The sequence below is a fragment of the Brucella rhizosphaerae genome (assembly GCF_002252475.1).
GTDB classification, from domain to species: domain Bacteria; phylum Pseudomonadota; class Alphaproteobacteria; order Rhizobiales; family Rhizobiaceae; genus Brucella; species Brucella rhizosphaerae.
The window spans coordinates 509,351-535,408 of sequence record NZ_NNRK01000026.1 but is presented as its reverse complement, the minus strand read 5'-3'; the positions used below and the strand labels follow the sequence as shown (position 1 = coordinate 535,408).

Genomic DNA, 26,058 nt, shown 5'->3' with positions numbered 1-26,058 from the left:
AGATTTCCGATTTTATTTATCGGCGAAGTACTGTCGATATAAGAGCTTTGCTCACCCCTAAGCCCTGCGCGCCAAAGAAACAGTGAGCGGCAGGGCTTTTCCATGCCGCGTTCTTAGGGGATTAGCTATTTGGACCTCTGGTGTGTGAAAAATGCGTCGAATTTAACGCGGAAGCTTGCAATTTGAACAAAACAAGAACATAACTTCTGTGGACATTGGTTGAATTAGCGGCGCTGATATGAGCGCGGCAGAAGCTGCTGCTGTAAGGTGGCACCTGAATTTCAGGTCGATACACTTATAATGTAGGTGGTTGGCTATTTCTTTAGGAACAAGCACCGTTTTGCAGGGCAAAAGCCGGCTCAACGTGTGTATGCGAGAGATCCGGAGTAAGTTTTCGATGGCTGGTAGCGTCAACAAAGTCATTCTGGTCGGCAATCTTGGTGCTGATCCAGAAATTCGTCGCCTCAATTCTGGTGATCAGATTGCTAATCTGCGCATTGCGACCTCGGAAAGCTGGCGCGATCGTCAGAGTGGCGAGCGCAAGGATCGCACTGAATGGCACAGCGTTGTCATCTTCAATGAGAACCTCGCCAAAGTGGCTGAGCAATATCTGAAGAAGGGCTCCAAGGTTTATATCGAAGGTGCGCTCCAGACACGTAAGTGGCAGGATCAGAACGGCAATGACCGTTACAGCACCGAAATCGTGTTGCAGAAGTTCCGTGGTGAACTTCAGATGCTCGATAGCCGTGGTGAAGGTGGCGATCAGGGTCGTTCATTCGCTGGCGGCGGCGGTGGCAATAATCGCAACCAGGTGTCGGATTATTCCGGTGGGGGCGGTGATTTCGGTTCGTCCGGTCCATCCAATCAGGGTGGCGGCGGTGGCGGTGGTTTCTCCCGCGATCTGGACGATGAAATTCCATTTTGATGAAAAAGCGGGCGCCATGAGCGCCCGCTTTTTTAGTTGGATTGAATAATTAGGTTTGTAAGATAAGATATTGTTTTAAATACTATTCAAGTGGATCACTTTCGATCACAAACTCCATCCGATCTGCCGAAAATCGCGTTAAAGAATACTGAATTGGATGTCCCTCGGTGTCGATATTGATAGCGCGCGCTGTCAGAACAATGGCACCGGGAGAGAGTTTGAGGTGTTTAAGGTCGTCCGGGTCGGCATGGCGTGCCGATACTATCGTTGATTTTCTGAAATAATCGCTGACGCCGGCCGCTTTGAATGCAGCCGTTATCGAGCCACTGGCGGTATAATCTTCGGTGAAAGTCGGAAAAGCTTTTGCATCCACCCAGTGTGTCGCGATTGAAATCGGATGGCCATCCGCACTGTGCATGGTTTCAAGTCTCAGCGCTTCTGAGCCGATATCTATTTCCAGCGCTTGCGTTATGTCAGCAGTCGCTGTTTCCACATGCGAACTGAGCAGGATGCCTTTGGTCTCGCTGACTTGGGGGGCAAGCGCTTGTGAAATGCGTGTGCGGCGCCCGATCTGATAGGTAAGCCGTTTCGCATTGGCCACAAAAGTACCGCGTCCTTGTTCAGCGCGTAGCACCCCTTCCTGCGTCAGAGCAGCAATTGCGCTGCGCACTGTATGGCGATTGACACCAAATCGATCTGCCAGTTCCATCTCCGCGGGCATCCGTGCACCTGATGCAAGTTTCCCGGCCATGATGTCGCCGCGTATCTCGTCTGTGATCTGTCGCCAGATGGCTACGCCGCTGTTTCGTTCAATTCGTTTCGTCTTTGCCATGCTTTGTCATCGTCCTGTCATTGGCAGGGTATATGAATGATGTTATTGTATAGTTGTCTAGATAAATAGACAATTAAAGCGATGAAGTCAACAAGATTAGGGTAGGGCGGATCAGCTCATGCAGACGACGCGGCATAGCACGGGTGAAAGTGGAGCGGGCTCCACGACTGGAAACAGAATGGCGCCGGATGCGACGCAGATTGCACGTCAGGCCAGCTTGGCAATTCTGGCGCGCGCCAACAGCGAAGAGTTGAAATCATTCTGGCAGAATTGGCAGGACAAACCAGAATTTGAGGTTCTGCGTGGTCCTGAAACCGGACTGGTTATGCTGCGTGGTCGCATTGGCGGCGGCGGTGCGCCGTTCAATGTGGGTGAAACGACTGTCACGAGAGCGACTGTTCGTCTGTCCGATGGCTCAGTCGGTCATTCTTATGCACTCGGCCGCGATCAGGAAAAGGCCAAGCTCGCCGCCCTGTTCGATGCACTGTGGCTCGATGAAGATAAGCGCGATGCTGTCGAAAGTCAGGTTCTGACCGTGCTGCGCAGGCGTATCGATAATGCGGATACGAAGCTGCGCGCCGAGGCCGCTGCCACCAAGGTTGATTTCTTCACTATGGTTCGGGGAGATAACTGATGCTCCACTCTTCTTCTGCATTTGAAGGCGGTATGGCTGATCCGGTCAATGAGGCGCAAACGGCGTTTCATGCGGTGATGCACGCTATGACAAATCCCGGCCGCATTTATGCGTTGGCTCATGCTGCTATGCCGTCAAAGCCGCTTACGCCGGAACTTGGTGTCATTGCTGCAACATTGCTCGATCACGACACCAGCGTCTGGGTTGATAATGAAATCGCTGCCAACCAGGATGCCACTGCCTGGCTTACTTTTCACACAGGCGCTCCCATCATTGATCATCAGTCGAAAGCGCAATTCGCCCTTGTGGCGAATGTTCGGTCGTTGCCGGTCCTTTCGTCATTTGCACAGGGCAATGCGGAATTTCCGGACCGTTCGACGACGGTAGTTCTGGCTGTTTCTTCGCTGACGAGCGGGCAGGGCTTCAACCTCAAAGGCCCGGGCATCAATGGCGAAGCTGTGCTGCATGTTGATGGGCTGCCGCAGGATTTCATCGCACAATGGCGCGAAAATGGAGCGCAGTTTCCATTGGGCGTCGATCTGGTGCTCGTCTGCGAAGGTGCAGTTGCAGCACTTCCCCGCACAACCCGTGTAGCAAGTTTGGAGAGCTGAACCATGTATGTTGCTGTAAAAGGTGGCGAAACCGCTATCCGCAATGCGCACCGTCTGCTTGATGATCGTCGTCGCGGTGACCGTTCTGTTCCGGCACTTCGCCTTGATCAGATTGTCGAACAGCTTGGTCTCGCCGTTGATCGTGTGATGGCTGAAGGCTCGCTTTATGATCGTGAACTTGCGGCACTTGCCGTGCGTCAGTCGCGGGGCGATCTGATTGAAGCGATCTTTCTGGTGCGCGCCTACCGGACGACATTGCCGCGTTTTGGCTATTCGCTTCCACTGGAAACGGCGAATATGCTGATCGAACGCCGAATTTCGGCAACCTATAAAGACCTGCCCGGCGGGCAGCTTTTGGGACCGACCTTCGATTATACGCACCGTTTGCTTGATCCTGCACTTGCTGGGGACGTCAGCGTTCCAGAGCCAGAAATGCGTGCAACAGCACCAGAGGAAACGCCACGCGTTACCGACATTCTTGGCGTTAACGGCATGATCGAGGAAGACGGCGCAATGCCTGAAGGTCATGAGCCGGGCGACCTCACACGTGAGCCGTGGACCTTTCCGATGCCGCGCGATCTTCGCTTGCAGGCTTTGGCACGCGGCGATGAAGGCTTCCTGCTGGCACTCGGTTATTCCACCCAGCGTGGTTACGGCAACACGCATCCGTTCGTCGGTGAAATTCGCATCGGTGAGGTTGAAGTCGAGTTTGATGTGCCGGAACTGGGTTTCGCTATTTCACTTGGCCGCGTTCAACTGACGGAATGCCAGATGGTGAGCCAGTTCAAAGGCTCATCCAAGCAGGCACCACAGTTTACGCGTGGCTACGGATTGGTGTTCGGCCAGAGCGAACGCAAAGCGATGTCGATGTCACTGTGCGATCGTGCGCTTCGTGTCCGTGAGTTCGATGCAGACGTGACAGCACCAGCACAGGACGAAGAATTCGTCATTTCCCATTCCGATAACGTGCAGTCGACCGGCTTTGTAGAGCATTTGAAACTGCCCCATTACGTGGATTTTCAGGCTGAGCTCGAACTCATCCGCCGGATGCGTGCAGAGTTTGAAGAAACGCAAACCCAGACGAAAGAGGCAGCAGCTGATGTTGCCGAAGGCAAGGAGGCCGCAGAATGAGTGATTTGGCCAATTACAATTTCGCCTATCTGGACGAGCAGACCAAACGTATGATCCGCCGCGCTATCCTGAAAGCTATCGCCATTCCCGGCTATCAGGTGCCGTTTGCCAGCCGTGAAATGCCGATGCCTTATGGCTGGGGTACAGGTGGTGTGCAGGTTACTGCCGCAATCCTTGGCAAGAATGATGTGCTGAAGGTCATCGATCAGGGTGCGGACGATACGACCAATGCCGTCTCCATCCGTGCATTCTTCCAGAAGACTGCGGATGTTGCTGTGACCACCCATACGGGTGAGGCGACGATCATCCAGACCCGTCACCGCATTCCGGAATATCCGATGACTGAGGGGCAGGTGATTGTCTATCAGGTGCCGATCCCGGAACCGCTGCGTTTCCTAGAACCGCGCGAAACCGAAACGCGCAAGATGCACGCGCTTGCCGAATATGGCCTCATGCATGTGAAGCTTTATGAGGATATCGCGCGTCATGGCCACATTGCCAAGACCTATGATTATCCGGTGATGATTGAGGGACGCTATGTTATGGCGCCGTCTCCGACGCCAAAGTTCGACAATCCGAAGATGCATATGTCGCCAGCATTGCAGCTTTTCGGCGCTGGACGCGAAAAACGCATCTATGCCGTTCCGCCCTATACGGATGTTGTGAGCCTAGATTTTGAGGATCATCCATTCGAAGTGCAGAAATTCAAGGAGCCTTGCGCATTGTGTGGTGCACGTGGCGTCTATCTCGACGAAGTCGTGCTGGATGATCGCGGCGGCTCGATGTTTGTCTGCTCCGATACCGATTTTTGCGAAGATCGTCAGGCGAACGGCCATTTTGGTCATCTGGCAGCGAACAATGAGGCCGCAGCCAAGGGAGCCCTGAAATGAACAAAGAAATGAGCGTCGAACCTCTGCTGAAAGTCAGCAATCTTTCCAAGTTTTATGGCAGCCGTCGTGGTTGCGCTGATATTGATTTCTCGCTCTGGCCGGGCGAAGTGCTGGCCATCGTCGGTGAATCCGGCTCCGGCAAGACAACGCTGCTTAATTGTCTGGCTACACGTCTGGAACCGACAACGGGCAGCGTGGAATATCGGATGCGCGATGGTGAATTCCGCGATCTTTACAAGATCGGCGAAGCAGAACGCCGTTTCCTGATGCGTACCGATTGGGGCTTTGTGCATCAGAATCCGTCCGATGGTCTGCGTATGACTGTTTCGGCAGGCGCCAATGTTGGCGAGCGGCTGATGGCTGTCGGCGAGCGTCATTACGGCAATATTCGCAACACGGCGACCGAGTGGCTGGGACGCGTTGAAATTGCTTCTGATCGTATAGATGACCAACCTCGCGCATTCTCTGGTGGTATGCGTCAGCGTCTGCAGATTGCACGCAATCTGGTGACAGCACCGCGTCTTGTCTTCATGGATGAACCAACCGGCGGTCTTGATGTGTCTGTCCAGGCGCGTCTGCTCGATCTGCTGCGTGGTCTGGTGAGTGATCTCGGCCTTTCGGTTGTTATCGTTACCCACGATCTTGCAGTGGCGCGTCTTCTTTCCCATCGCATCATGGTCATGAAAGACGGCCATATTGTTGAGCAGGGCCTTACTGACCGCGTTCTGGATGACCCGCAAGCGCCATACACGCAGCTTTTGGTGTCGTCCATTCTTCAGGTTTAGTAAATTAAAACAGATGTTTGCAGCATGTTGTTCGTAAATTAGCGAAGCTTCATGTTTGAGGTGAGAAATGTCCGAAGTTAAAACATCCTCCCCGTTGACCGTCTCAGGTCTGGCGAAGACATTCACGATGCATTTGCAGGCCGGCATTCAATTGCCGGTCGTGAGCGGTGTGGATTTCAGGCTCGAATCTGGCGAATGTGCTGTGCTTGGCGGTCCCTCCGGTGCCGGTAAAAGCTCCATTCTCAAGATGGTCTATGGCAATTACGCGGTGAATGCAGGCTCGATCCTCATTCGTCACGAAGATCGCATGGTGGATCTGGCGACAGCCGATCCGCGTGAAGTTCTCGCGGTGCGGCGCGATACAATTGGCTATGTCAGCCAGTTTTTGCGTACGCTGCCGCGTGTGGCGGCGATAGATGTTGTCGCAGAGCCGTTAGTGGCTCGTAATGTGGACCGCGAGGTCGCCCGCAATCGAGCCAGCGAATTGCTGGCTCAGCTCAACCTGCCAGAACGGCTCTGGGCGCTGCCTCCTGCCACATTCTCAGGTGGCGAGCAGCAGCGTGTGAACATTGCGCGCGGCTTCATCACAGACCATCCGGTGTTGCTGCTTGATGAACCGACAGCTTCACTTGATGCCAAGAACCGTGCAGTCGTTGTTGATCTTATAAAGGCCAAGAAGGCTCAGGGAGTCGCAATGCTTGGCATCTTCCATGATGAAGATGTGCGTGAACAGGTTGCGGACCGGATCATCGATGTCACCACTTTTTCTCCGAGGGCTGCGGCATGACCAAACTCTCGGTCGAACCTTTGGTTCACGAAACCGCTGAAGTGAACGGCAGTAAACTTGGCCGATACACTGAGGTTGGCGCGCGCAGCCGGGTTTCGGAAACTGTGCTTGATGACTATTCCTATCTCGGTATCGACTGTGAAATCTGGTGCGCGGAAATCGGCAAATTCTCGAATATTGCCAGTCATGTGCGCATCAATGCGACCAACCATCCGACCTGGCGTCCGACACTGCATCATTTTACCTATCGTGCTGGTGATTACTGGCCGGGCGAAAAAGATGAAACCGAGTTTTTCGAGTGGCGACGCGGCAATGCCGTGCAGATCGGTCACGATACATGGCTTGGCCACGGTTCGACCATTCTGCCGGGCGTGACGGTTGGCAATGGTGCGGTTGTTGGAGCCGGAGCGGTCGTGAGCAGGGACGTGGCACCCTATACAATTGTCGGCGGAGTGCCCGCACGTCTTATCCGTGAGCGTTTCGATGCAGCTACCGGCAATCGTCTGGACCTGCTGGCCTGGTGGGACTGGAGCCATGACCGCTTGCGTGACGCGCTCGACGATTTTCGCGCGCTCGAAATCGAAGCTTTCCTCTCGAAATATGAAACGGCCGCTAATACAAACGCGGTTATGAAAGAGCTATCCAATGGCTAACGAAATCGTTCTGAAAAATGCGCGCATTGTGCTCGCTGACGAGATTGTCAGCGGTTCGATCCTGATCCGCGACGGCAAAATTGCAGCGATAGATCAGGGCAACACCAATGGTGGTGATGACATGGATGGCGATTATGTCATTCCGGGTCTGATCGAACTGCACACTGACCAGCTCGAAAGCCATTACGCACCACGCCCGAAAGTTCGCTGGAACGTGGATGCTGCAGTTCAGGCCCATGACGCGCAGGTCGCGGCGTCCGGTATAACGACTGTGTTCGACGCCATGCGTGTTGGCTCTGACTATGATCGCGATTTTGCCGGCAAGGATATGCGTATGCTTGCAGATGCTATTGAAAGCGGTGTGCGCGAAAACAGGCTGCGCGCTGATCATTTCCTGCATCTGCGTTGTGAAGTTTCATCGGCGGATTGCCTTGAAAGCTTTGCGCTTTTTGAAAATGACGACCGGGTCAAGCTTGCTTCGCTGATGGATCATGCGCCGGGACAACGGCAATTCGTTGATCTTGAGACTTATCGCACCTATTACATGCGTAAGATGAAGCTCACGGATGAGGAGTTCCGGGTGCATTGTGAAAAGCGCATGGCGGATTCAGACGCCTATTCTGCAAAACATCGCCGCGCGATAGCCGATTTGTCGGCCCTTCGCGGGATTGTGTTGGCGAGCCATGACGATGCGACAAGTAATCATGTCGATGAATCGCTTGATCATGGCGTGCGGATTGCCGAATTTCCCACCACGATGGAAGCAGCCAATGCTTCCAAAGGTGCAGGATTGTCGATCCTGATGGGTGCGCCGAACATCGTGCGCGGCGGCTCGCATTCCGGGAATATCGCTGCTCGTGATCTGGTCGATAATGGTAGTCTCGATATTTTGTCGTCAGATTATATCCCGTTCAGCCTTATCCAGTCGGCATTTGCTCTCGCATCGGGCGAACGTCCGGTTGCATTGACCTCTGCCATTCGTCTTGTGACCAAAAATCCAGCCGACGCTATGGCAATGGATGATCGCGGCGAGATCGCTATCGGCAAGCGTGCCGATCTGGTTCGCACCCGCACCAGGGGTGCTATCCCTGTCGTTCGCACAGTCTGGCGTGAAGGTGAGCGTGTGTTGTGATGCAGGCAGATAATAAGCCGGGTGGATGTTTCGTTGCTGTTGTCGGCCCCAGTGGGGCCGGCAAAGACACGATCATGGATGCGGCACGTGTGGCTCTCGCGAACGACACGCGGTTCCATTTTGTGCGCCGCATTATCACGCGTCCGCAAATGCCGGGTACGGAAGATCATGATAGCCTTGATGAAGCGGCTTTTGCGAAGGCTGCAGGTGAGGGTGCTTTTGCCTTGCACTGGCAGGCGCATGGGCTGAGCTATGGATTGCCGAAATCGCTCGATAATGAAATCGCAGACGGAACTGTTGTGATTGCCAACGTCTCGCGTCGTGTGCTCGGTGATATTCGCAGGCTTTATGCTGAGCGTTCGGTGGTCATCATTTCAGCCCGGCCGGAGGTACTCGCAGAACGGCTCGCATCGCGCGGTCGTGAAAGTAGAGAAGAAATTGCTCTGCGACTTGCGCGTGAAGTGAGCTTTGATGACGGTGCTGATGATGTTGTCATAATAGACAATTCGGGCGAAGTCGCAGCATCCACAGAAGCGTTCCTAAAGCACTTGCAGGAAATGAGCGTTAAAACAATCGCTTAACTTAAAATCCTATAGTGGTGTGTACGTTTACACAAACGTCATTGTCCGTTCATTGCAGTGTCATTGAATGGATCGATAGTGAGCATGAATGGAGATGAATTCATGCTTCAACTAAAAAACGTAACACGCCACTATAATGATAAAGTGGCGGTTTCGGGTGTTGACCTCGAGATCGAGCCTGGCACGTTTGTGGGAATTATCGGGCGTTCAGGTGCGGGTAAGTCAACGCTGCTGCGTATGATCAATCGCCTTGTCGAGCCTTCAGAGGGAACTATTCACTGGGATGGTCGTGACGTCACGGGGCTTAAAGGCTCTGGGCTGCGCGCATGGCGTGCTCAATGTGCGATGATTTTCCAGCACTTCAATCTGGTTGATCGGCTTGATGTTTTGACGAACGTCCTGATGGGGCGTTTGAATTATGTTTCTACTCCTAAGTCGCTTCTGCGTATCTGGAGCGATGAGGAGCGACTTATTGCTCTTTCCGCTTTGCAGCAATTCGACATTGCCCATCTGGCCGCCCACCGCGCCGATGAGCTTTCCGGTGGCCAACAACAGCGTGTAGCTATTGCCCGCGCACTTGTTCAGCAGCCACGTATTATTCTCGCTGACGAGCCAATTGCTTCGCTTGACCCGCGCAATACGCGCAGCGTCATGGATGCACTGCGTCGCATCAATCGCGAATATGGAATTACTGTTCTCTGCAATCTGCACTCACTCGATATCGCACGCAGCTATTGCGACCGTCTCGTCGGGATGTCTGCCGGCAAGATTGTGTTCCGAGGAACACCATCAATGCTTACCGATATGGCATCACGAGACCTTTATGGCATGGAAGCCGATGACGTCATCGATACGGATGATGCAACCGAGCCAATGCCAATGCCAGTTCCGCAGTCGGCTGAAGCCGTTCTGCGCCAACTTTCCGCCTAAACGCCGGAAAAATTACGCTCCAAAATCAGGGATTAACAGGAGATACCTATGCTTAACCGTAGAAACTTTCTGGCGGCTGCTGCGCTTACCGCTACGCTGACTTTGCCGATGATGGCTTCCACTGCTCAGGCTGCTGACTGGAGCAAGGACTATCCGGAAATCGTTCTGGGCGTGATCCCAGCTGAAAACGCTTCGACCACTTCTGACCGTTATGCGCCTCTGGCTGCTTATCTCGGCAAGGAACTTGGCACCAAGGTAACCCTTCGCGTTGCAAACGACTATGCTGCGGTTATCGAAGGTCAGCGCGCTGGTAACATCCAGATCGCTTTCTATGGCCCGGCTTCTTATGCGCGTGCCGTCATGACTGGCGTTGAAACCACTCCGCTCGTCAACCAGCGTCATGATACCGGCGTCAACGGCTATTATTCGGTCGTTTATGTCCGCGCTGACAGCCCGTACCAGAAGATGGACGACCTCAAAGGCAAGGCGATCGCTCTGGTTGATCCAAACTCGACATCGGGCAACAATGCACCGCGCTTCTTCCTGAATCGTGACGGCTATAGCGTCGATTCGTTCTTTGGTAAGAACTTCTTTGCAGGCAGCCATGAAAATGCAGTTCTGGCACTTGCTCAGGGCACCGCTGATGCTGCTGCCAATTCCTGGAATTCGGAAGACGATTCCAACCTGACCCGCATGATCAGCCGTGGCGTTCTCAAGGATGCAAACGGCAAGCTGATGACCAAGGATGATTTCCGCGTCATCTTCAAGTCGGACTTCCTTCCTGAAGGACCATTTGCTGTCCTCAGCACGCTGCCAGACCAGCTCAAGACCGACATCAAGCAGGCTTTCCTCGATATGCCAAAGAAGGACAAGGCCGGCTTTGACGCCCTTTCCGATGGCAAGGATCAGGATTTTGTTGCGACCGAAGCCAAGGAATATGAGCCAATCATCGAGATGCTCAAGTTCAACGACAAGGCCCGCAAGTCTTAATCCCTGGAACGATTTAAATGCCCGGAACCTCATGGTTCCGGGCATTTTTATAGGAAAGATCGCATGACGGTATCCTCACTCGACGGCAATGGTGCAAAAGGCCTGCTTGCCGATTATCGCAGGGAAGTCGGCAAACGGCGTCTCTACGGTATTGCGCTGCTCCTCGCGCTTGTTGTTATCGCCATTGCTGCCTCCGTCGTCGCCGATGTTCGGCCGGGCACACTGGCCGAAAATCTCTTTCGCTTTACAAGTTATCTCGGGCGCATTCTGCCAAGTATCACCATTGCCAATTTCTGGGGCGATATGGCCGCCTGGTACTGGAATCTCGGCGGCTGGCTCAAAATGCTGTTTGAGACGCTGTTGATTGCCTATCTGGCTACTTTGATCGGGGCTGTCGTTGCTTTTGCAGCTTCCTTTGCAGCCTCATCGAATATGGCGCCAAACTCGACTGTGAGATTTATCGTTCGTCGTGGACTTGAGTTGCTGCGTACTGTTCCTGAAATCGTCTTCGCGCTCTTGTTCGTCATCGCCTTCGGTCTTGGGCCGATGGCCGGTGTACTTGCGCTCATGCTTCATACCACCGGCGCACTTGGTAAACTGTTCTCGGAAGTCGTCGAGAATATAGACATGCGGCCTGTCGAGGGTATCCGTGCTGCCGGCGGGTCTGGCCTGCAGGTCATTCGATTTGCTGTGCTGCCACAGGTGGCTGCGAATTTTGCATCCTACGGATTGCTGCGCTTCGAGATCAATGTCCGCGGCGCGTCAGTCATGGGCTTTGTCGGGGCGGGTGGTATCGGACAGGAATTGCTCACATCGATCCGCCAATTCTACTACAGCGACGTGAGTGCCATCCTGCTTCTGATTATCGTGACTATTGTTGTCATCGATCTCATCACGCAGCGGGTTCGCCACACGCTTCTTGGCCGTATAGGTTAAATGGGAGATTAAACGATGACAGATGTAGCACAAAGTCTCTCCCGCGAAGCGCACGCGCATGAAAAAGAACTCAGGTCGGAACATGCCGAACTTTTTGGAAATGCGCGTGCATGGCGCAATCTGGCGATTTTTACCGTCGCTGTGATTGCTTCGGTCTGGTTCGCTTTCTACTGGCTCGATTTTTCGCTGTTGCGTATTCTTAACGGGCTTGGTCGTCTTGGTGATTTCGCACTGATGATGATGCCGCCGTCGTCCGGTGGGCGGTTCAGTCTCTATCTGTGGTCTATGATGGAAACATTGGCGATCGCCTATCTTGGTACCTTGCTAGCCGCGATCCTCGCCTTTCCATTCGGTTTTCTGGCCGCCAAGAACATCATTCCGAATATCTTTCTGCACTTTGGTATTCGCCGCTTTCTCGACACCATTCGTGGCGTTGATACCCTGATATGGGCATTGATCTGGGTATCGGTTGTGGGCCTTGGACCATTTGCCGGCATTCTCGCGATTGCCTGTTCGGATTTCGGTGCATTCGGCAAATTGTTCTCGGAATCTATCGAAGGGGCTGACAAGAAGCCGGTGGAAGGCGTTGTGTCTTCAGGCGGCAACAGACTGCATGGCTATCGCTTCGGCATATTACCGCAGGTTTTACCGCTCATGGGCAGTCAGGTGCTTTACTTCTTCGAATCCAACACCCGTTCCGCGACGATCATCGGCATTGTTGGGGCAGGCGGTATTGGTGCGCATCTTGCTGAACAGATCAAGGTTCTCAATCTTCAGGACGTTTCATTCCTGATCCTGATGATCCTTGTGGCGGTTGCCGTTATCGATTGGTTCTCATCCAAGCTTCGCCATGCGATGATCGGCAAGAAAGCAATGAAATCTGCTTAGCCGTTGATTAAAGACTTCACGCCGTCTGCGACGAACTGAACTGCAAGTGCTGCTAGGATAACACCGAGCAGTCGGGTCAGGATAGAACGACCGGTTTCGCCAAGAAACCGGTCGACGCGTTCTGCGAGCAGCAGCACGAAATAGGTAATCAACAAGCAAACAGCTATGACACCAAGGAGGGCGGCTCGTGGGCCGATGCCATCGAAGGAGTCCGATGTCAGTACGATTGCTGAAATAGCACCCGGACCGGCGATCAATGGAATGGCGAGCGGGAAGGCGGCGATATTGCGGATATGGTCCTTGGTGATGGCCACCTCGGCACTCTTTTCCTTACGCTCGGTCCGTTTCTCAAAAATCATTTCGAAAGCGATCCAGAAAAGCAACAAGCCACCCGCGACGCGAAAAGCACCGATGCTGATGCCGAACATCCCTAAAATCTGTGCGCCAGCTATTGCAAACAGCGCCATGACAATGAAACCGATGATGGATGCGCGCAGAGCAACCTGACCGCGATGGCTGCGGTCCATCCCCGGTGTAAGTGCCAAAAATAGTGGCGCCAGGCCCGGTGGATCGATTGTGACGAGAAGGGTGACGAAGGCGCTGAAAACCGTATCGTAGAACCCCATGCTAAACTCGCCCTTTTTGTTGGTATTCTTTGCTTCAATTGTAAAACAGATTGTAGCTGATGAGAGGTGCCTGGTCGACGGAAAGCGCTCCTGGCGGCAACATCATTGCGCGATCTTTATGTGAATATCTTTTAAGTTATTGATTCGATAAAGGAAATAAGCCGGTTGAAATGGCGGTGAAATTGGCGTTTTGTGCTGTTTTACTTTATAAAGTGACTTTATCGATTCTGTTGAGAAAGATATCTGAATAGTGTCAGATCAAACACCTCCACCCGGTTCCGAAGATATGAATGGCGGCCCGAGCGGCCCTACAGGTATCGAACCGATTTCCATTATTGAGGAGATGCAGCGCTCCTATCTCGATTACGCGATGAGCGTTATCGTGAGCCGTGCTCTGCCTGACGTGCGCGATGGTCTTAAGCCCGTGCACCGTCGTATTCTCCATGCCATGAACGAGATGAACCTCGCTTACAATCGCCCCTACCGTAAATCGGCAGGTGTGATCGGTGAAGTGATGGGTAAATACCATCCGCATGGTGACGCTTCTATTTATGACGCCCTCGTGCGTATGGCGCAGGACTTCTCTCTGCGTGATCCACTTGTGGATGGACAGGGCAATTTCGGTTCCATCGATGGCGATCCGCCAGCGGCAATGCGTTACACCGAATGTCGTCTGGAAAAGGTCACTGAATCCCTTCTGTCGGACATCGACAAGGATACGGTTGATTTCCAGGACAACTATGATGGCCGCGAGCGGGAACCTATGGTTCTGCCAGCACGCTTCCCGAACCTTCTTGTCAATGGTTCTGGCGGTATTGCGGTCGGTATGGCGACCAATATTCCTCCGCATAATCTTGGCGAAGTCATTGACGGTTGCATAGCGCTTATCGAAAATCCGGCAATTGAGCTGGAAGAAATCATGGAGATTATTCCGGGTCCGGATTTCCCGACCGGTGGTATCATCCTTGGACGCGCTGGCATCAATTCAGCCTATAGCACGGGCCGTGGCTCGGTCATTATGCGCGGTCTTGTGGCGATTGAGCCTATGCGCGGTGATCGCGAATCCATCATCATTACCGAAGTTCCCTATCAGGTGAACAAGGCTTCGATGATCGAGAAAATGGCCGAATTGGTGCGCGATAAGCGTATTGAGGGCATTTCCGATCTGCGTGATGAATCCGATCGCGACGGCTATCGCGTTGTGGTCGAATTGAAGCGCGACGCCGTTGCTGATGTCGTGCTGAACCAGCTTTATAGGTATACACCTCTGCAGACCTCTTTCGGCTGCAACATGGTTGCGCTGAATGGCGGCAAGCCGGAACAGCTTACGCTGCTCGACATGCTGCGTGCATTCGTTGCATTCCGTGAGGAAGTGGTAACACGCCGCACGAAATTCCTGCTCAATAAGGCGCGTGATCGTGCGCATGTCTTGGTTGGTCTGGCTATTGCGGTCGCCAATATTGATGAGATCATTGCTCTCATTCGTCGTGCGCCGGATCCGGCGACGGCACGTGAGCAGTTGATGGAGCGTCGTTGGCCTGCGGCTGATGTGGCGCCATTGATCCGTCTCATTGATGATCCGCGTCATAGGATCAACGAAGACAGCACTTATAACCTCTCGGAAGAGCAGGCACGTGCTATTCTTGATCTGCGTTTGCAGCGCCTGACAGCTCTTGGACGTGATGAAGTTGCGGACGAGCTGAACAAGATCGGCGAAGAAATCCGCGATTATCTTGATATTCTCGGTTCGCGCATTCGCGTTATGACGATCGTCAAGGAAGAGATGCTTGCCGTTCGTGACGAGTTCGCCACACCACGCCGCACCGAGTTCGGTCTCGGTGGCGCGGAAATGGATGATGAAGACCTCATCGCCCGTGAAGATATGGTCGTGACGGTTAGCCATGCTGGTTATATCAAGCGTGTGCCTCTCGCGACCTATCGTGCGCAGCGTCGTGGCGGCAAGGGCCGGTCCGGTATGGCAACGAAGGACGAGGATTTCGTAACTCGTCTGTTCGTCGCCAATACGCATACGCCTGTGCTGTTCTTCTCCTCGCGCGGTATTGTCTACAAGGAAAAAGTCTGGCGTCTGCCAGTTGGTAATCCACAATCGCGCGGTAAGGCACTCATCAATATGCTGCCATTGCAGCAGGGTGAACGCATCACAACGATCATGCCGTTGCCAGAGGATGAAGAGTCCTGGGCAAACCTCGACGTCATGTTCTCGACGACGCGCGGTACGGTTCGTCGTAACAAGCTTTCTGACTTCGTTCAGGTCAACCGTAACGGTAAGATCGCGATGAAGCTGGAAGAAGACGGTGATGAAATCCTTTCGGTCGATACATGTACCGAATTCGATGATGTTCTGCTGACTTGTGCTGGTGGCCAGTGCATTCGCTTCCCTGTGACGGATGTTCGCGTGTTTGCTGGTCGTAATTCGATTGGCGTTCGCGGTATCAATCTGGCTGATGGGGACAAGGTCATCTCGATGGCGATCCTGCATCACGTGGATGCTGATGCTTCGCAGCGCGCTGCATATCTTAAGCGCTCTATTGCAGAGCGTCGTGCGCAGGGTGCTGACGATGCGGATGATATCGTTGTCGTCGGTGAAGAAGTTGCGGTTGAAGCTGAACTCAACGAGGAGCTTTATCAGGAACTGAAGGCGCGCGAAGAAACTGTTCTCACGGTCAGTGAATATGGTTACGGCAAGCGTTCTTCGTCTTATGAGTTCCGTGTTTCGGGGCGTGGAGGCAAGGGTATCCGGGCAACTGATACCTCGAAAGCCGATGAGATCGGTAAGCTCGTTGCGCTGTTCCCGGTAGAAGCAAGCGACCAGATTCTTCTTGTTTCTGACGGCGGTCAGCTCATCCGTGTCCCGGTTGGCGGTATTCGTATTGCTGGACGTTCGACCAAGGGTGTCACGATCTTCAATACGGCTGATGGCGAAAAAGTTGTCTCGGTCGAACGCATTTCGGAAACGGAGAGCGATGAAGAGAACGGCATTGTTGAAGCCGGTGATTCTGCCCCTGAAGGTGAAGCGCCTGCGGCACCTGCTGAGGAATAAATGAGATGCCTGGCGTATCGGCCCTGAAAGCGATTTTGATTTTAGAGCCGATACGTAGATACAATGAATTAGAGCGTCCTTTGTGCGTCCGTAAGGACATACGACACTCTTGCTTTGAGTATCGGGCGATCATGGAAGCAAAATGAAAAGGCCGATGGAATTACCATCGGCCTTTTTCAGATGCCAAGACTTTCAGATGCCAAGACTGGAGGATATTGGCGATCTTCAGAAGCTCTCGGTCTACAGATTAACGCGAACTCAATTTACGCATGGTGCTGAGGCTGAACGCCGTCGGACGCACGCGTTGGCGCTTTGCTTCGTTCTCTTCCAGAAGCAATACAATCGCCGATGCAGCCATCGCTACCATCATGGATAATGCCAGAAGAAATATCATCATCGCGGTATCCTTTCGTTATAGATACGCTTGAGAAGCGAAAAGGTTGCACCAAACTTGCGCCTATCTTGGTAAATCGGTTGTGAACTTGTCGTGAAATCGTTGTTCATATCGCATTCATCTGTTTTCTTGGTTTCTGATTTCTTTCCAATTGTGGTTGTTGTTGAAAATCTGACGAGAAAAGGCTAGCTGGAAGAAATGACAATCGCGATTTATGCTGGCTCCTTCGATCCGGTGACCAATGGCCATATTGATGTACTGAAAGGTGCGCTGCGCCTTGCAGACACGGTTATTGTTGCCATTGGTGTTCATCCGGGCAAAAAACCGTTGTTCAGTTTTGAAGAACGCGTTGAACTGATTGATGCCAGTGCGCATGCCATTTTAGGCAAGGATGCCGCTCGGCTATCGGTGATTTCTTTTGACAATCTGGTGATTGATGCGGCGCGCAAACACGGCGCGCAGCTCATGGTCCGTGGGTTACGTGACGGCACCGATCTCGACTATGAGATGCAGATGGCTGGCATGAACGGTACTATGGCGCCAGAACTTCAGACTGTTTTTCTGCCTGCTGATCCAGCTGTGCGCACCATTACCGCCACATTGGTTCGTCAGATTGCCTCTATGGGCGGTGATATTCGTCCTTTCGCTCCCGCAGCCGTTGCCGCTGCGCTCGAAGCCAAATTCAAATCCTGATCGCAGGGAGTTTTCCGATCATGCCATTTATTCGTTCGACGCTTGCCGCTGCTGCCTTTGTGGCGCTCTCAATGGGAACGGCGCAGTTCGCGTCGGCAGCTGACGCTGAAAACACTCTGCTTCTGAATACCAAGGGCGGCGATGTAACCATCGAGTTACGTCCCGATCTCGCGCCGAAACATGTTGATCAGATCAAGAAGCTCGTGCGTGAAGGTGCATATAACGGCGTTGCCTTTCACCGTGTCATCCCCGGCTTCATGGCGCAGACGGGCGATGTGAAGTTTGGCAATATGGACAAGGGCTTCAATGCTTCGCGTGTTGGCACCGGTGGTTCTGAGCTTTCGAACATTCCGGCTGAATTCTCCAAGGAACCTTTCGTGCGCGGTACGGTTGGTATGGCACGCAGCCAGGACCCGAACTCGGCCAATTCTCAGTTCTTTATCATGTTCAATGAAGGTTCATTCCTGAACGGTCAGTACACAGTTGTTGGCAAGGTTGTCAGTGGCATGGATGCTGTCGATAAGATCAAAAAGGGTAATGAATCCGACAATGGCTCGGTCGAAAACCCTGACAAAATCATCAAGGCCACGATTGAGGCCGATAAGAAGTAAGTTTGGAATGCGGTTTGATCCGATTTATCAGATCGACATCTTCCAGTTTTAAATTCAATGCGCATCCCTGTCGCAAAAATCATTCAACACTTATGGGATGTGCTCAATAGGAGAGGCCCGATGGCTTATAAAGACCCGGAAAACACACTCGTTCTCGAAACCACCAAGGGCAATGTTGTTCTCGAACTCTACCCTGATCTCGCTCCTGGACATGTAGAGCGTATCAAGGAACTGGCACGCGAAGGCGCTTATGATGGCGTTGTATTCCACCGCGTGATTGATGGTTTCATGGCCCAGACCGGCGACGTGAAATTCGGCAAGACGGGTGGGGCACATTTCAATGGCTCGCGCGCTGGCATGGGCGGTTCCGAGAAGCCTGACCTGAAGGCAGAATTCTCGAACACTCAGCACAAGCGCGGTACGGCTTCGATGGCGCGCTCGCAGAGCCCGAACTCGGCCAACTCGCAGTTCTTCATCTGCTTCACCGATGCTCCTTGGCTCGACCGCCAGTACACTGCTTGGGGCCAGGTTATCGAAGGCATGGACAATGTCGACACGATCAAGCGCGGCGAACCAGTTACTGATCCAGACAAGATCGTAACCGCACGTATCGCTTCCGATATCTGATCTTGTAATTTACACGAGATATTGCGGCTCCGGTTTTGCCGGGGCCGCCTTTCTTTGATGCATTCCCAGAAGCGGAAATGCTTTCACGAGGTTTATGATGCGTGTTGATCTTTTCGATTTTGACTTGCCGGATGAGCGCATTGCGCTACGCCCGGCAGAGCCGCGTGACCACGCCAGATTATTGCGTGTTCGTCCCGGCCAGCCATTCGAGGATCGACAGGTATTTGAATTGCCTGATCTGCTTCAGCTAGGCGACGCGCTGGTATTCAACGATACAAAAGTCATTCCAGCGCAGCTTGAAGGCATGCGCGAGCGCGATGGCAATATTTCGCAGGTGAGTGCGACCCTTCACATGCGTACCGGTCCTGATCGCTGGAAGGCTTTCCTGCGTCCGGCCAAGCGCGTGAAGGAAGGCGATCGCATCCGTTTTGGTCATTCCGGTGCGAGCTGTTTTCTCGGCACACTCGATGCAACCGTTGCCGAGAAAGGCGATGCCGGCGAAGTTCTGCTGGTGTTTGACCTCGCAAGTGCTGCTCTCGATGAAGCCATTGCTGCGGTGGGTCATATTCCGCTGCCACCATATATTGCATCCAAGCGTGCTGAAGATGATCGTGATCGCAGCGATTATCAGACCGTTTATGCGCGTGAGGAGGGTGCTGTTGCGGCTCCTACCGCCGGGCTGCATTTTACACCTGATCTGCTTAAGACAATTCGCGACCGGGGCATTGAAGAGCATTTCGTAACGCTTCATGTCGGCGCTGGAACATTTCTGCCAGTAAAAGCTGACGATACGACCGACCACAAGATGCATGCCGAAATCGGGTATGTTTCGCAGGAAACGGCGAATGCGCTCAATGCAGTTCATGCCCGTGGCGGGCGTGTGATATGCGTCGGCACGACGTCACTGCGTTTGATCGAAAGTGCGGCGGACGAAGATGGCACGGTTCAGCCATGGTCAGGTGCTACCGACATTTTCATCACACCGGGCTATAAGTTCCGGGCTGTCGATCTGCTGATGACTAATTTCCACCTGCCGCGTTCGACGCTTTTCATGCTGGTTTCCGCATTCAGTGGTTTCGACACGATGCAGGAAGCATATAAGCGCGCGATCGAGACAGACTACCGCTTCTATTCCTATGGTGATGCAAGCTTGCTTGAACGAGCTTGAGATATTAGAGACACGGCATGACCAGCGAAAATTTTGAATTCAAAGTGCTTGCGCGTGATGGCGCAGCCCGTCGGGGCGAAATCTCCATGCCACGCGGCGTGGTGCGGACGCCCGCCTTCATGCCGGTTGGTACGGCCGGAACCGTTAAAGCCATGTATATGGATCAGGTGAAGGAGTTGGGCGCTGACATCATCCTCGGCAATACCTATCACCTGATGCTGCGTCCGGGCGCTGAACGCGTGGCGCGTCTTGGTGGTCTGCATGAGTTTGGTGGCTGGAAAGGCCCCATCCTGACAGATTCCGGTGGCTTTCAGGTGATGTCTCTCGCTCAGCTGCGCAAGCTGAACGAGAATGGTGTTACTTTCCGGTCGCACATCGACGGCAAGCCATATGAAATGACGCCGGAGCGCTCCATAGAAATTCAGGGTCTGCTCGATAGCGATATTCAGATGCAGCTTGATGAATGCGTGGCTTTGCCATCGCCCGAACAGAACACCGAACGGGCGATGGAATTGTCGCTGCGTTGGGCCGAGCGCTGCAAAGTGGCCTTCGGCACACAAGCAGGCAAGGCGATGTTTGGTATTGTGCAGGGCGGTGACAATGCGCGCCTGCGTGAACGCTCTGCTGAAGCACTCAAAGCCATGGATCTCAAGGGCTATTCCGTTGGTGGTCTGGCCGTTGGTGAACCGCAGAACGTCATGCTTGATATGCTCGAAGTGGTTTGCCCGATTCTGCCTTCAGAAAAGCCGCGCTATCTGATGGGTGTTGGTACGCCGGATGACATTCTGAAATCGGTTGCACGCGGGATTGATATGTTTGACTGCGTGATGCCAACACGTGCGGGCCGTCATGGCTTGGCGTTCACACGCTTTGGCAAGGTCAATCTGCGCAATGCGCGTCATGCCGATGATCATCGTCCGCTTGATCCAGAATCAAATTGCCCGGCAACGCGTGATTACAGCCGCGCTTATCTGCATCATCTCGTGAAGGCGGGTGAAGCGCTGGGTGGAATGCTGCTGACATGGAACAATCTCGCCTATTATCAGTATCTGATGCAAGGCATTCGTGCTGCCATCGCCGAAGGGCGTTTTGAAGATTTCGCGGCTGAAACGACTGCCGGATGGGAGAGGGGCGACATACCCGCCCTCTGATTCAGTATTTGTGACTGAAAACAAAACGCGCCTTCAAAGGCGCGTTTTTTGTAATGACTATTGGCTAATGTCGGTCTTAGCCAGCTTCCAGTATCTGCTCAAGCCGGCAGATGACCGAATGCCGCTCTTCATCACTGACAATGTCACAATCAAGTAAGCGGCTACATTCCAGACCCGAAAGAGCCAGATAGGTAATCAAAACAAGGTTGGGGTCTGTCGCATCTTTCAGCATGCGGTCCAGAACAGATCGATGATAATGCCGGACCGGAATCATGAAGTCCGGGTTCTCGACGAGTGCCGCCAGAATTCCGCTGGCTGGTGGTTCATCATCGGCCTGAATGCGATAGACGTCAAAAAAGGCGCGGGCAATTCTGTTTTTACCGCCGGTCTGGAGGCTTTCCTGCACCTCCATCGCGCGTTCATGCTCTTTCATATATTCTTCAACCACACCCTCAAGCAGTTTTGCCTTATTCGGGAATGAATAAAGCAACCCTCCTTTGGAGAGGCCTGCGCGGGCGGCCACCGCATCAAGCGATATATGGGCTGGTCCAACCTCCTGGGCGAGTTCAACGGCTGCGCGTAAAATGCGCTCTCGCGAAGAGACCTTATTCTTTGTGTGCAATTCCTTGGGTCTCCTGACAGTTCGATAGTTGACAATACCGTCCAGACGGTACAGTTATTTCCATCTTATATTCAAGTAAAATACGTGCGACCAAATTGTGAGGAACATAAAGGAAGCACGCCAACGACACCCTGGAGTGCATCCGCAATGATCAAACGCCTTATTCTGGCAATAATTTTCCTCGTGATCGTCGTGGGAGGGCTTGTTGGGTTTAACCTGTTCAGAACACAAGCGATCAAGGATTTCTTCGCTAATATGCAGCAGCCTGCAAAGACGGTTTCAACCGTTACGCTTGCGCCTAGTGTATGGACACCCGGTATTGAAGCCATTGGTTCGGCCAATGCGATCAACGGGGTTGATCTTACTGTACAGGTCAATGGCATTGTGGAGAAGATCAATTTCACCGCAAACAAAGAAGTCAAAAAGGGCGATGTGCTTCTTGAGCTGGAAAACAGCATCGAACGGGCTGATCTGGTCGCTGCACAGGCAGAAGCCGTTCTTGCCGATCAGAACCTGAAGCGCGCTGAAACACTGCGCACGCGTGGCGTTGGTGCAGTTTCCGATGTCGATACAACTGCTGCGGCCGCAAGCGCCAAGCAGGCGGCCGTCGCAAAAATGCAGGCCGTTCTTGACCAAAAGACCGTTACGGCTCCCTTTGATGGTGTGATTGGTATTTCAAAAATCGATCTTGGTCAGTATCTGACGCCGGGGACAGTGATCGGCACCTTGCAGGAAACTGACAAGATGCGCATTGATTTCACTGTGCCTGAACAGTCGTTGACCTCACTCAAACTTGGTCAGTCTGTGAAGGTTGGTCCAAGCACGGATAAACTTAATTACAATGGAACGATTGTTGGTATTGACCCAAAGATCGACCCAGCGAGCCGCCTTGTTTCGGTCCGTGCAGAGGTGCAGAACGATGAACCGCGCCTGACACCCGGCCAGTTCGTTCAGGTCCGCATCGAACTTCCACAGGAAGACAATGTTCTCGCATTGCCTCAGACTGCAATCGTGACCAGCCTTTATGGTGATTACGCTTATGCTGTTCGTCCAGAACAGCCGAAGGAGGGCGAAAAGGCTCCTGAAGGGCAGGCTGAAAAGCTTGTCGCACAGCAGGTCTTCGTCAAACTCGGTCGTCGTTATGGCGGCGTTGTAGAAATTACTGATGGCTTGAAGGCTGGCGATATCGTGATCAGTGCGGGTCAGAACCGGCTTGCGCCAGGTGCTGCTGTAACGGTCGACAACACAGTCAATCCGGTTACACCGGCTGACAAGTAATAGGCGAGCAAGATGAGCTTTTCCGATATCTTCATCCGGCGACCCGTACTTGCTACTGTGGTTGCTCTCATGATCATTCTTCTTGGGCTTCAGGGGATAGCGCAGCTTACAGTGCGCGAATACCCGAAAGTCGATGAAACCGTTATTACAGTCACTACGGCTTATGCTGGTGCAAGTGCTGAGCTTATTCAGGGCTTTATCACATCGCCAATCGCTGAATCGGTGGCGACAACTGAAGACATTGATTATGTCACTTCATCCAGCCGCCCATCGTCGAGCACGGTGACGGTTCAGATGAAGCTTGGCGCAAACCCTGATGCTGCACTCACCGAAGTGATTGCAAAGGTCAATCAGGTTCGTGGCAATCTGCCGACTGAATCTGATGATCCTGTTATCGTTAAGGGTACTGGCCAGAGTTTCGCTACCATGTATCTGGCGGCGCAGAACCCGAATATGACGAGCGAACAGATCACAGAGTATCTGGAACGCGTTATTCAGCCTCGCATGTCCACTATTCAGGGCGTCGCCAAGGCTGAAATTCTCGGCGGTCAGGTCTATTCGATGCGTGTTTGGATTGATCCAATCCAGCTGGCGGCACGCCAAATCACTGCACCAGAAGTTCTGGCCGCAATCAATGCCTCTAACTTCCTGTCAGCACCGGGCACGACCAAAAACAAGTTTGTATCGTCTTCGATCACATTGGAATCGACCTTGCAGACGCCTGAGGCGTTCGGTGCAATGCCGATCAAGGTGTCGGGTGATGAGGTCGTTCGTCTTCGCGATGTTGCAAAAGTAGAATTGGCGGCAAAAAGCACCGATACAATCGTTGCGTTCAACGGTGCTGCGGGTACGTTCTTGGGTGTCTATCCGACGCCTGCTGCAAACCCGATCGATATGGCGAATGCTGTTCGTAAGGAATTGCCGTCAATCCAGTCTTCACTGCCAGAAGGCATGAAGCTTGATCTCGTCTATGACGCGACCGAGCAGATCAGCTCTTCGATCAAGGAAGTGTTCACGACGATCGGCGAAGCCGTGGCCATCGTTATTCTGGTCATCATTGTCTTCCTCGGTTCGTTCCGTGCGGTGCTTATTCCAATCGTAACGATCCCGATTTCGCTGATCGGCGTCTGCTTTTTCCTTTATATCCTCGGCTTTTCCATCAACCTTCTGTCTCTTCTCGCGATGGTTCTGGCGATTGGTCTGGTGGTCGATGACGCGATTGTGGTGTTGGAGAATATTCACCGACATATCGAGGAAGGATTGCGTCCGATGGATGCGGCCTTCAAGGGTATGAAGGAAATTACCGGCTCTATTATCGCAATGACAATCACGCTCGCTGCGGTGTTCGCACCTCTCGGTTTTACAGGCGGATTGACCGGTTCTCTGTTCCGTGAGTTTGCCTTCACGCTGGCTGGCGCTGTTATCATCTCAGGTGTAGCAGCGTTGACAATTTCACCGATGATGTGCGCGCGCATGCTCAAACATGGCGAAGCATCGCGGTTCCAGAAGTTCATCGACAGCACCTTCTCGAGATTCGAGAAGTGGTATCATCGCATGGTGTCGGGCTCGCTTAATTATCGCCCGATCACTCTGATGATTGTTATTGCTCTGGTTGGCCTTACAGGCTTCCTGTTTGTGAACACATCGACAGAACTGGCACCTGAAGAAGATTCCGGCGCGCTGTTCTCGATGTTCCAGGCTCCGCAATATGCGACTTCTGCATATACCAATCTCTATGCCGAGCAGATTGATGGTCTGACCAAGGATCTGCCAGAACTGGATACACGCTTCCAGATCGTTGGCATGGATGGCGGTACGAATTCGGGTATTGCGCTCTGGGTGTTGAAGGACTGGTCGGAACGTTCGCGCTCGCAGAAGGAAATCCAGCAGGATTTGACGGGTCGGCTTAGCAAAGTCGCCGGTGTTGAAGCGTTCATCTTCTCACCGCCATCCCTGCCGGGCACTGGCGGCGGTCTGCCGATTTCGATTGCGCTTCAGTCGACAGGTCCTTCGGATCAGGTTTTCGAGCTTGCTGAGGAAATCAAGAACGAGGCACAGGCAACGGGTCAGTTCATTATTGTCCAGAACTCGATGTCCTATAATGCACCGCAGACGACGATCACAATCGACCGCGATCGTGCTGCAACGCTTGGTGTTCAGGTCAGCGATATTGGCTCGACGCTTGGTCTTCTGACCGGTGGTGCAAAGATTGCCCAGTTCGACCGCGATTCGAACAGCTATGACATCATCACCCAGGTGCCGGATATCTATCGTTCCAACCCGGAAAAGCTCGGCGAATTCTATGTTCGCAGTGTTTCGGGTGCGATGGTGCCTCTGTCGTCGGTTATTCAGATCAAGCAGAATGCTTCACCTGCGGCCATTGAGCAGTTCAACCAGCTCAATTCGGCGACGATTTCTGCGCTTCCAATGCCAAGCGTGACAACGGGTCAGGGCCTGCAGACGCTCGTCAATCTGGCCCAGCAGAAGATGCCTGAAGGTTTCTTCCTCGACTATTCCGGACAGTCACGTCTTGAAGTCGAGCAAGGCAACACGATCCTGATCGCTTTCGGCCTCGCCGTTATCGTGATCTATCTCGTGCTGGCTGCGCAGTTTGAAAGCTTCCGTGACCCGTTCATCATCATGATGTCGGTTCCGCTTTCGATCTTCGGTGCTATCGTTCCGCTGAATCTCGGCCTTGGAACGCTCAACATCTACACGCAGGTCGGTCTCATTACACTCGTGGGGCTGATAACCAAGCACGGCATTCTGATGGTGGAGTTCGCCAATCAGCAACGCCGTCTGCATGGTCATTCACGTCGTGAAGCCATCATCCTCTCTGCAGAAACGCGTCTGCGTCCTATTCTGATGACGACGGCTGCGATGGCACTCGGTGTTGTTCCGTTGATCATAGCAAGCGGTGCTGGTGCTGCGGCTCGTTATTCAATGGGTCTGGTGATCTTCACCGGAATCACCATCGGTACGGTCTTCACTCTGTTCGTGGTTCCGATGTTTTATACATTCATCGCCAAGAAGGATGTGGAAGGCGAGTTCGTGCCGGCGCAGGAAGATGGGGCTCAACCGGTGCCTGCGCAACATCACTGAAACTTGTATTGAATAATCAG

Annotated in this window: 26 protein-coding genes; 22 read left to right on the top strand and 4 right to left on the bottom strand. The window is 53.1% G+C overall.

Annotated elements, in window-relative coordinates; all coding sequences use genetic code 11:
* Positions 1–397: 397 nt before the first annotated feature.
* Entirely contained in the window at positions 398–925 is a 528-nt protein-coding gene (gene ssb / locus CEV32_RS11960) for a single-stranded DNA-binding protein (protein WP_094577331.1), read from the top strand.
* Positions 926–1,007: 82 nt separating this feature from the next.
* Here ssb and phnF read toward each other — a convergent pair whose 3' ends face one another.
* Positions 1,008–1,757 carry a phosphonate metabolism transcriptional regulator PhnF gene (phnF, locus tag CEV32_RS11955; protein WP_094577330.1) on the bottom strand — a complete coding sequence of 250 codons (750 nt, stop codon included), beginning with the start codon at positions 1,755–1,757 and terminating at the stop codon, positions 1,008–1,010.
* A 178-nt stretch (positions 1,758–1,935) separates the two neighbouring features.
* Here phnF and phnG point away from each other — a divergent pair, with 178 nt between their 5' ends.
* From phnG to phnE (CEV32_RS11890), 13 genes are all read left to right on the top strand, one after another.
* Positions 1,936–2,391: a phosphonate C-P lyase system protein PhnG gene (gene phnG / locus CEV32_RS11950; RefSeq protein ID WP_094577329.1), complete on the top strand. Its 456-nt coding sequence runs from the start codon at positions 1,936–1,938 to the stop codon at positions 2,389–2,391.
* Positions 2,391–3,002 (top strand): phosphonate C-P lyase system protein PhnH, encoded by a 612-nt coding sequence (gene phnH, locus CEV32_RS11945; RefSeq protein WP_094577328.1) that lies wholly within the window; start codon positions 2,391–2,393, stop codon positions 3,000–3,002. Before phnG ends, phnH begins: the two co-directional genes overlap by 1 nt.
* A 3-nt stretch (positions 3,003–3,005) precedes the next feature.
* On the top strand, positions 3,006–4,133 hold the full coding sequence (locus CEV32_RS11940) for a carbon-phosphorus lyase complex subunit PhnI (protein ID WP_094577327.1): 1,128 nt from the start codon (positions 3,006–3,008) through the stop codon (positions 4,131–4,133).
* Positions 4,130–5,023 carry an alpha-D-ribose 1-methylphosphonate 5-phosphate C-P-lyase PhnJ gene (locus CEV32_RS11935; RefSeq protein WP_094577326.1) on the top strand — a complete coding sequence of 298 codons (894 nt, stop codon included), beginning with the start codon at positions 4,130–4,132 and terminating at the stop codon, positions 5,021–5,023. Before CEV32_RS11940 ends, CEV32_RS11935 begins: the two co-directional genes overlap by 4 nt.
* An 8-nt stretch (positions 5,024–5,031) precedes the next feature.
* Positions 5,032–5,808 (top strand): phosphonate C-P lyase system protein PhnK, encoded by a 777-nt coding sequence (gene phnK / locus CEV32_RS11930; protein ID WP_094577488.1) that lies wholly within the window; start codon positions 5,032–5,034, stop codon positions 5,806–5,808.
* Positions 5,809–5,875: 67 nt separating this feature from the next.
* Positions 5,876–6,595, top strand: coding sequence for a phosphonate C-P lyase system protein PhnL (gene phnL / locus CEV32_RS11925; RefSeq protein WP_094577325.1), 720 nt, complete (start codon positions 5,876–5,878; stop codon positions 6,593–6,595).
* On the top strand, positions 6,592–7,248 hold the full coding sequence (locus CEV32_RS11920; RefSeq protein WP_094577324.1) for a DapH/DapD/GlmU-related protein: 657 nt from the start codon (positions 6,592–6,594) through the stop codon (positions 7,246–7,248). Before phnL ends, CEV32_RS11920 begins: the two co-directional genes overlap by 4 nt.
* The gene (locus tag CEV32_RS11915) at positions 7,241–8,380 is read left to right on the top strand and encodes an alpha-D-ribose 1-methylphosphonate 5-triphosphate diphosphatase (protein ID WP_094577323.1); all 1,140 of its coding nucleotides are present in this window, start codon (positions 7,241–7,243) and stop codon (positions 8,378–8,380) included. Before CEV32_RS11920 ends, CEV32_RS11915 begins: the two co-directional genes overlap by 8 nt.
* Entirely contained in the window at positions 8,380–8,961 is a 582-nt protein-coding gene (gene phnN / locus CEV32_RS11910) for a phosphonate metabolism protein/1,5-bisphosphokinase (PRPP-forming) PhnN (RefSeq protein ID WP_094577322.1), read from the top strand. The genes CEV32_RS11915 and phnN overlap by 1 nt, the downstream gene beginning before the upstream one ends.
* Positions 8,962–9,063: 102 nt before the next feature.
* Positions 9,064–9,891: a phosphonate ABC transporter ATP-binding protein gene (gene phnC, locus CEV32_RS11905; RefSeq protein WP_094577321.1), complete on the top strand. Its 828-nt coding sequence runs from the start codon at positions 9,064–9,066 to the stop codon at positions 9,889–9,891.
* A 48-nt stretch (positions 9,892–9,939) separates the two neighbouring features.
* Positions 9,940–10,881, top strand: coding sequence for a phosphonate ABC transporter substrate-binding protein (gene phnD, locus CEV32_RS11900; protein WP_094577320.1), 942 nt, complete (start codon positions 9,940–9,942; stop codon positions 10,879–10,881).
* A 63-nt stretch (positions 10,882–10,944) separates the two neighbouring features.
* Complete coding sequence (gene phnE / locus CEV32_RS11895) at positions 10,945–11,817, top strand: phosphonate ABC transporter, permease protein PhnE (RefSeq protein ID WP_094577319.1); 873 nt, start codon at positions 10,945–10,947, stop codon at positions 11,815–11,817.
* Between the two features lie 15 nt (positions 11,818–11,832).
* Entirely contained in the window at positions 11,833–12,705 is an 873-nt protein-coding gene (gene phnE, locus CEV32_RS11890; protein WP_094577318.1) for a phosphonate ABC transporter, permease protein PhnE, read from the top strand.
* Here the strand turns inward: phnE (CEV32_RS11890) and CEV32_RS11885 are convergent.
* Positions 12,702–13,331: a MarC family protein gene (locus CEV32_RS11885; protein WP_094577317.1), complete on the bottom strand. Its 630-nt coding sequence runs from the start codon at positions 13,329–13,331 to the stop codon at positions 12,702–12,704. The genes phnE (CEV32_RS11890) and CEV32_RS11885 overlap by 4 nt on opposite strands.
* A 286-nt stretch (positions 13,332–13,617) precedes the next feature.
* Here CEV32_RS11885 and gyrA point away from each other — a divergent pair, with 286 nt between their 5' ends.
* The gene (gene gyrA, locus CEV32_RS11880; RefSeq protein ID WP_094577487.1) at positions 13,618–16,392 is read left to right on the top strand and encodes a DNA gyrase subunit A; all 2,775 of its coding nucleotides are present in this window, start codon (positions 13,618–13,620) and stop codon (positions 16,390–16,392) included.
* A 247-nt stretch (positions 16,393–16,639) separates the two neighbouring features.
* On the opposite strand, the gene CEV32_RS23705 is transcribed toward gyrA, so the two are convergent.
* Positions 16,640–16,789, bottom strand: a complete 150-nt coding sequence (locus CEV32_RS23705) for a hypothetical protein (RefSeq protein ID WP_167382793.1) — start codon at positions 16,787–16,789, stop codon at positions 16,640–16,642.
* Positions 16,790–16,984: 195 nt separating this feature from the next.
* On the opposite strand from CEV32_RS23705, the gene coaD reads away from it, so the two are divergent.
* The 5 genes from coaD to tgt all read left to right on the top strand — a co-directional run bounded on the left by coaD (position 16,985) and on the right by tgt (position 21,036).
* On the top strand, positions 16,985–17,479 hold the full coding sequence (gene coaD, locus CEV32_RS11875; protein ID WP_094577316.1) for a pantetheine-phosphate adenylyltransferase: 495 nt from the start codon (positions 16,985–16,987) through the stop codon (positions 17,477–17,479).
* Positions 17,480–17,499: 20 nt separating this feature from the next.
* Positions 17,500–18,090: a peptidylprolyl isomerase gene (locus CEV32_RS11870; RefSeq protein WP_094577315.1), complete on the top strand. Its 591-nt coding sequence runs from the start codon at positions 17,500–17,502 to the stop codon at positions 18,088–18,090.
* A gap of 120 nt (positions 18,091–18,210) precedes the next feature.
* A complete protein-coding gene (locus tag CEV32_RS11865) occupies positions 18,211–18,717 on the top strand; it encodes a peptidylprolyl isomerase (protein WP_094577314.1) in 507 nt (168 codons plus the stop codon).
* A 97-nt stretch (positions 18,718–18,814) separates the two neighbouring features.
* The gene (gene queA, locus CEV32_RS11860; protein WP_094577486.1) at positions 18,815–19,885 is read left to right on the top strand and encodes a tRNA preQ1(34) S-adenosylmethionine ribosyltransferase-isomerase QueA; all 1,071 of its coding nucleotides are present in this window, start codon (positions 18,815–18,817) and stop codon (positions 19,883–19,885) included.
* Positions 19,886–19,902: 17 nt separating this feature from the next.
* Positions 19,903–21,036 (top strand): tRNA guanosine(34) transglycosylase Tgt, encoded by a 1,134-nt coding sequence (gene tgt / locus CEV32_RS11855; RefSeq protein WP_094577313.1) that lies wholly within the window; start codon positions 19,903–19,905, stop codon positions 21,034–21,036.
* Positions 21,037–21,112: 76 nt separating this feature from the next.
* Here tgt and CEV32_RS11850 read toward each other — a convergent pair whose 3' ends face one another.
* Positions 21,113–21,658 carry a TetR/AcrR family transcriptional regulator gene (locus tag CEV32_RS11850; RefSeq protein WP_094577312.1) on the bottom strand — a complete coding sequence of 182 codons (546 nt, stop codon included), beginning with the start codon at positions 21,656–21,658 and terminating at the stop codon, positions 21,113–21,115.
* A 147-nt stretch (positions 21,659–21,805) separates the two neighbouring features.
* Between CEV32_RS11850 and CEV32_RS11845 the strand changes: the two genes are divergently transcribed.
* Positions 21,806–22,936, top strand: a complete 1,131-nt coding sequence (locus CEV32_RS11845; RefSeq protein ID WP_094577311.1) for an efflux RND transporter periplasmic adaptor subunit — start codon at positions 21,806–21,808, stop codon at positions 22,934–22,936.
* Between the two features lie 12 nt (positions 22,937–22,948).
* Positions 22,949–26,038 (top strand): efflux RND transporter permease subunit, encoded by a 3,090-nt coding sequence (locus CEV32_RS11840; protein ID WP_094577310.1) that lies wholly within the window; start codon positions 22,949–22,951, stop codon positions 26,036–26,038.
* Positions 26,039–26,058: the final 20 nt, after the last annotated feature.

Coding starts and splice junctions, on each gene's coding strand:
- CEV32_RS11845 (WP_094577311.1), top strand. CDS start 21,806: ATGATCAAACGCCTTATTCTGGCAATAATTTTCCTCGTGATCGTCGTG.
- coaD (WP_094577316.1), top strand. CDS start 16,985: ATGACAATCGCGATTTATGCTGGCTCCTTCGATCCGGTGACCAATGGC.
- ssb (WP_094577331.1), top strand. CDS start 398: ATGGCTGGTAGCGTCAACAAAGTCATTCTGGTCGGCAATCTTGGTGCT.
- phnL (WP_094577325.1), top strand. CDS start 5,876: ATGTCCGAAGTTAAAACATCCTCCCCGTTGACCGTCTCAGGTCTGGCG.
- queA (WP_094577486.1), top strand. CDS start 18,815: ATGCGTGTTGATCTTTTCGATTTTGACTTGCCGGATGAGCGCATTGCG.
- gyrA (WP_094577487.1), top strand. CDS start 13,618: ATGAATGGCGGCCCGAGCGGCCCTACAGGTATCGAACCGATTTCCATT.
- CEV32_RS11885 (WP_094577317.1), bottom strand. CDS start 13,331: ATGGGGTTCTACGATACGGTTTTCAGCGCCTTCGTCACCCTTCTCGTC.
- phnG (WP_094577329.1), top strand. CDS start 1,936: ATGGCGCCGGATGCGACGCAGATTGCACGTCAGGCCAGCTTGGCAATT.
- phnC (WP_094577321.1), top strand. CDS start 9,064: ATGCTTCAACTAAAAAACGTAACACGCCACTATAATGATAAAGTGGCG.
- CEV32_RS23705 (WP_167382793.1), bottom strand. CDS start 16,789: ATGATGATATTTCTTCTGGCATTATCCATGATGGTAGCGATGGCTGCA.
- CEV32_RS11940 (WP_094577327.1), top strand. CDS start 3,006: ATGTATGTTGCTGTAAAAGGTGGCGAAACCGCTATCCGCAATGCGCAC.
- CEV32_RS11935 (WP_094577326.1), top strand. CDS start 4,130: ATGAGTGATTTGGCCAATTACAATTTCGCCTATCTGGACGAGCAGACC.
- CEV32_RS11840 (WP_094577310.1), top strand. CDS start 22,949: ATGAGCTTTTCCGATATCTTCATCCGGCGACCCGTACTTGCTACTGTG.
- phnD (WP_094577320.1), top strand. CDS start 9,940: ATGCTTAACCGTAGAAACTTTCTGGCGGCTGCTGCGCTTACCGCTACG.
- CEV32_RS11920 (WP_094577324.1), top strand. CDS start 6,592: ATGACCAAACTCTCGGTCGAACCTTTGGTTCACGAAACCGCTGAAGTG.
- phnN (WP_094577322.1), top strand. CDS start 8,380: ATGCAGGCAGATAATAAGCCGGGTGGATGTTTCGTTGCTGTTGTCGGC.
- CEV32_RS11915 (WP_094577323.1), top strand. CDS start 7,241: ATGGCTAACGAAATCGTTCTGAAAAATGCGCGCATTGTGCTCGCTGAC.
- CEV32_RS11870 (WP_094577315.1), top strand. CDS start 17,500: ATGCCATTTATTCGTTCGACGCTTGCCGCTGCTGCCTTTGTGGCGCTC.
- tgt (WP_094577313.1), top strand. CDS start 19,903: ATGACCAGCGAAAATTTTGAATTCAAAGTGCTTGCGCGTGATGGCGCA.
- CEV32_RS11865 (WP_094577314.1), top strand. CDS start 18,211: ATGGCTTATAAAGACCCGGAAAACACACTCGTTCTCGAAACCACCAAG.
- phnK (WP_094577488.1), top strand. CDS start 5,032: ATGAGCGTCGAACCTCTGCTGAAAGTCAGCAATCTTTCCAAGTTTTAT.
- phnE (WP_094577319.1), top strand. CDS start 10,945: ATGACGGTATCCTCACTCGACGGCAATGGTGCAAAAGGCCTGCTTGCC.
- phnE (WP_094577318.1), top strand. CDS start 11,833: ATGACAGATGTAGCACAAAGTCTCTCCCGCGAAGCGCACGCGCATGAA.
- phnF (WP_094577330.1), bottom strand. CDS start 1,757: ATGGCAAAGACGAAACGAATTGAACGAAACAGCGGCGTAGCCATCTGG.
- phnH (WP_094577328.1), top strand. CDS start 2,391: ATGCTCCACTCTTCTTCTGCATTTGAAGGCGGTATGGCTGATCCGGTC.